The sequence below is a fragment of the Bacillus sp. JJ1474 genome (genome assembly GCF_036965225.1).
In the GTDB taxonomy this organism is placed as follows: Bacteria; Bacillota; Bacilli; order Bacillales; family Cytobacillaceae; genus Cytobacillus.
In genome coordinates this window covers 1-4,017 of the sequence record NZ_JBALPC010000200.1, presented here as the reverse complement: position 1 = coordinate 4,017, position 4,017 = coordinate 1, and the positions used below count along the sequence as shown (strand labels likewise).

General features: G+C 39.6%; 4 protein-coding genes. All 4 read right to left on the bottom strand.

Annotated features, from left to right (window positions below):
- The coding region (locus V7164_RS21400; protein ID WP_335355190.1) for an ABC transporter ATP-binding protein at positions 1 to 545 on the bottom strand (545 nt) is incomplete at its 3' end.
- A 1-nt stretch (position 546) separates the two neighbouring features.
- A complete protein-coding gene (locus V7164_RS21395) occupies positions 547 to 1,344 on the bottom strand; it encodes an ABC transporter permease (protein ID WP_335345946.1) in 798 nt (265 codons plus the stop codon).
- Positions 1,345 to 1,421: 77 nt separating this feature from the next.
- Positions 1,422 to 2,420, bottom strand: coding sequence for an ABC transporter substrate-binding protein (locus tag V7164_RS21390; protein WP_335345947.1), 999 nt, complete (start codon positions 2,418 to 2,420; stop codon positions 1,422 to 1,424).
- Positions 2,421 to 2,492: 72 nt separating this feature from the next.
- Positions 2,493 to 3,869 carry a sigma-54 interaction domain-containing protein gene (locus tag V7164_RS21385; RefSeq protein ID WP_335345948.1) on the bottom strand — a complete coding sequence of 459 codons (1,377 nt, stop codon included), beginning with the start codon at positions 3,867 to 3,869 and terminating at the stop codon, positions 2,493 to 2,495.
- Between the last annotated feature and the right edge of the window lie 148 nt (positions 3,870 to 4,017).

Here is a 4,017-nt window from a genome sequence, read left to right as displayed (position 1 = left end):
TCCATTAATAATATTTTCGGATCGTTCGCCAATGCGCGGGCAATCGCGACACGCTGCTTCATTCCGCCTGATAGTTGGATCGGGTAATGCTTCTCAAACCCTTCTAAATCAATTAATTGCAAATAATGCCGTGCCACATCATCCCGCTCTTTTTGCGAGACCCCCTTAAGCTTTAACCCAAATGTAATATTTTCCTTCACATTCAACCATGGATATAATGTGTATGATTGAAAAACCATTCCACGGTCAGGTCCTGGCCCCTTAATTTCCTTCCCATCAAGAAGAACAGTTCCAGATGTCGATTCCTCTAAGCCGGCCACGATGCGCAATACCGTTGATTTCCCGCACCCCGAAGGCCCTAAGATGGTTACAAATTCCCCATCATCAATGGTAAAAGAGGTTTTTTCCAAGGCTGTTGTTTCTCCGCTTCTCGTTTTAAAGATTTTCCCAACATCTCTTATTTCCAGCTTTGACGGTTTCGTATCAGGAAGAATCTTCGGATCGAATGTTCCCGCTTCACTGATTTCCAACTTCGGTGTTCCCATATTAGTAACCATCCTTTCTCATCCAAGAAAACGAAGTTCGGTAAATGGCTTTAAACAATAAATCTGTTATCAGCCCTAGCAAACCGATAATCAGGATTCCAACGATAATTTTTTCTGGCTTCAGAAAACGGGAAGCTTGCATAATCATATATCCTAAACCACTAGATGCCCCGACAATCTCTGCAACGACTAAATAAGTCCACGCCCATCCAAACGTTATGCGAAGGGTATCGACAATTCCCGGCAAGGAAGCCGGCAATATGACTTTGCTAAAAATTTGTCCCTTTTTAGCCCCTAACGTATAGGAAACATCAATTAAATCGTTTTGAACGTTTTTTGTCACATCCATCACCATAAGCGTGAGCTGAAAAAACGTTCCTAAAAAAATAACTGACATTTTTTCGGTTTCACCAAGACCGATCCACAATATTAATAAAGGAATAAATGCAGAAGCAGGCATATAACGAATAAAACCAATGATCGGCTCAAAGGCTCCTTCAATAATTCGCAGCGACCCCATGAAAATTCCTAAAGGTATCCCAATGATAGCTGCAATTAGAAATCCCGCCAAAACCCTAGAAAAACTAATTCCGATATCAGAAAGGATTTCGCCATTGACAAATAAATCTATAGCTGTTGCTAATACTTTAGTAGGCGTGGGTAAAAATAAAGGATTCACAATCCCGCCATAGCTCAATGCTGACCAGATCCCAAAAACAAGAGCAAATATTATAAATCCTGCTGAAGTATAAATCGTCTTTGGTATTTCTTTTTTAGGAGTAAACCAATTTCCCCCCATTTATATCCCCCTGTCTATCGATCTATTTGAGTGAATGAAGAGGTACTAAGTTATGCCTCTTCATTCTTTTTTTAAGTTTATTGATTCGATACAAAGCTTCCGTTAAGGACGTCTTCTGCTTTCGGCTCTTTATCAATCAATTTTTGCTCTAAATAAAACTTGATGGCATTCTCTGTTGATTGATAGATGGACCCTTTGCTGCTTTCTGAGCCAAATAGTTTTTCATTATCTTCTTTTGTCATGAATTTCAAGCCTGTTTCCGTTGCTTCGAATTCTGCAACATCAATGTTCAAGCCTTTCGCCATAATTTCATTTGCTTCTTTTTTATTCTCTTTCCAATAATCCATTGCTTCTCCCATTGCCTTAACAAAAGCCTTTACATCTTCTGGACGGTTTTTAATAATATCCTCTTTAAAGCTAATAGTATCAACGATAATACCCGGCAGATCTTTAGTCGTTAACAAGACTTTTCCGTTCGCTTCTGCCCCTTTTGTTAACCAAGGCTCCCACGTAATAGCTGCATCAACTTTGCCCGCCGCAAACGCTGCACCAGCATCCCCAGCTGACATTTGCACGACTTCAATATCACTTTCCGTTAATCCCCCTTGCTTCAGCGCTGTTAAAGCAAGCATGTGGCTTGTGGAACCAACTTCAAATGCTACTTGTTTGCCTTTTAAGTCTTTCACGTCTTGAATGTCATTTTTAACAAGAATTCCATCCCCGCCATATGAATCATCCAGTAGCCATACCACTCGTACAGGTATATCTGCAGCCGCTAATGCTACTTGCACATCTAATGCCGTTGCCATGCCATCAATTTTTCCGCCTGCTAGTGCTTGTTTCCGTTCGCCTAATCCTTCAATAATTGAAAGCTCAACATTTACACCGTTTTTTTCAAAAAAGCCCTTTTCTTTTGCCAAAAATAGCGGTCCATATCCTGTCCAAGTCGGAAGAGTTACTCTTAACGGCTGCGAGGACTTTTCACCACCAGCCTTATTCGCTGCTTCTTCTTTTCCACAGGCTGCTAATGCGAGTAGCAGCATAAATGAACATACAATCATCAACCATTTCTTCATCAAATCTTCCCCCTCTTTTTTTGAAAATTACATGTTTTTCTACTAAATTACTTTGCAAGAATTGTGCCACTTTTATTTGATTCCATACTTTCTGATTTTCCTAACGATAGATGGCTGACTTATGCCTAACACCTTAGCCATTTGCGTTGTTGTTTTATAACGTTGCCTTGCTTTGATAAGTACTTGCTTTTCCACATTCTCCAGAATCTCGGTAAGTGTCTGATTTCTGTCATCAAAGGAAGGAACATCTGAGACTGATTTTCTGTAATGATGAGGGAGGTTTTCCATTTCAATCAGGTGTTTAGATGAAGTGACCACAAGCCTTTCCATTAAATTAATCAACTCTCGTACATTTCCTCTCCATTCATGGGACAACAATACATGAATAACGCCTTCATCCAGACTTCGGGGACGATTATACTTTTCCGAAAAAAACTTAAGAAAATAATCAATTAAGGGAATAATATCGGTCGGACGCTTCCTTAAAGGTGGAATTGTAATTGGAACAACATTTAACCGGAAGAAAAGGTCCTTTCTAAACGTTCCGGCTTCCACAGCTTCCTCCAAATTTCGATTAGTGGCAGCTAGCATTCTAAAATCTGCGGTTCGCATTTTCGTGCCGCCAACTCGGTAAAACTGCTTCTCTTGGATGAACTTGAGTATTTTTACTTGATTGGCTAGTGACAGCTCGCCTATCTCATCTAAAAACAGCGTTCCACCATTAGCAAGCTCAGCCAGCCCTACCTTTCCTTTCGTATTTGCGCCAGTGAAAGCACCTGATTCATACCCGAAAAACTCTGCCTCAAAAAGCGACTCTGGGATCGCACCGCAATTCACTTCAATAAAGGGCCCTTTGTTTCGATTACTCTTTTTATGAATAAAGTTAGCAATGTGAGATTTACCCACTCCTGATTCACCAAGAAGCAGCACATTTACATCAATTTCAGCCACCTGTAAGGCTAGGTGAAGAACCTTTTTCATTTCGTCACATGTGGCAATCATGCCGTCTGTGTAATGAAGATTGCGAAGGATTTCGAGCTCCCCCTTCACTCTCTCCATTTCGTCCTCCATGTCCGTTAAGTATTTCTTCATGTTAAGCAGTTCTGTCACATCATGAGAATAACTAACAATCCGAACAAGCTTATTATTCGGGTCAAATACAGGAATGCCTGTAACAAGCAGCTTCTTCCCTTCCATGGTTGTTTGAACAAACGTAATTTTCTTCTTTTCTTTAATAACCATTGGTGTTAAAAGTGGGGTAAACACCCCCTCTTTTTCTAGGTCATAAACCGACCGGCCAACCATTTCATTTGACTTCATATTGTATATGGCTTCCGTTGCTTCACTAACCTTTAAAATCATTCCATCGGTATCCGTTACTAAAATGTCATCTCGCAAAGAGTGAAGAATTGCTTCATTTTCATTCCAAACTTTATTTTCCTCTAACAAAACTAGTTCCCCCTCTCCTGTTACTATTCACTCAAAAATTATTTAAAAATGAATAATTTTCAAACAAAATTACCTTATTCTCTAGTTATACCAAATGATAAAATATTTTTATACAATTTAGAATAATTTATTTATTATTGTATAGGAT

Excerpts from the sequence above, each read along its gene's own strand:
- V7164_RS21390 (WP_335345947.1), bottom strand. The coding sequence starts at position 2,420 with ATGAAGAAATGGTTGATGATTGTATGTTCATTTATGCTGCTACTCGCA.
- V7164_RS21395 (WP_335345946.1), bottom strand. The coding sequence starts at position 1,344 with ATGGGGGGAAATTGGTTTACTCCTAAAAAAGAAATACCAAAGACGATT.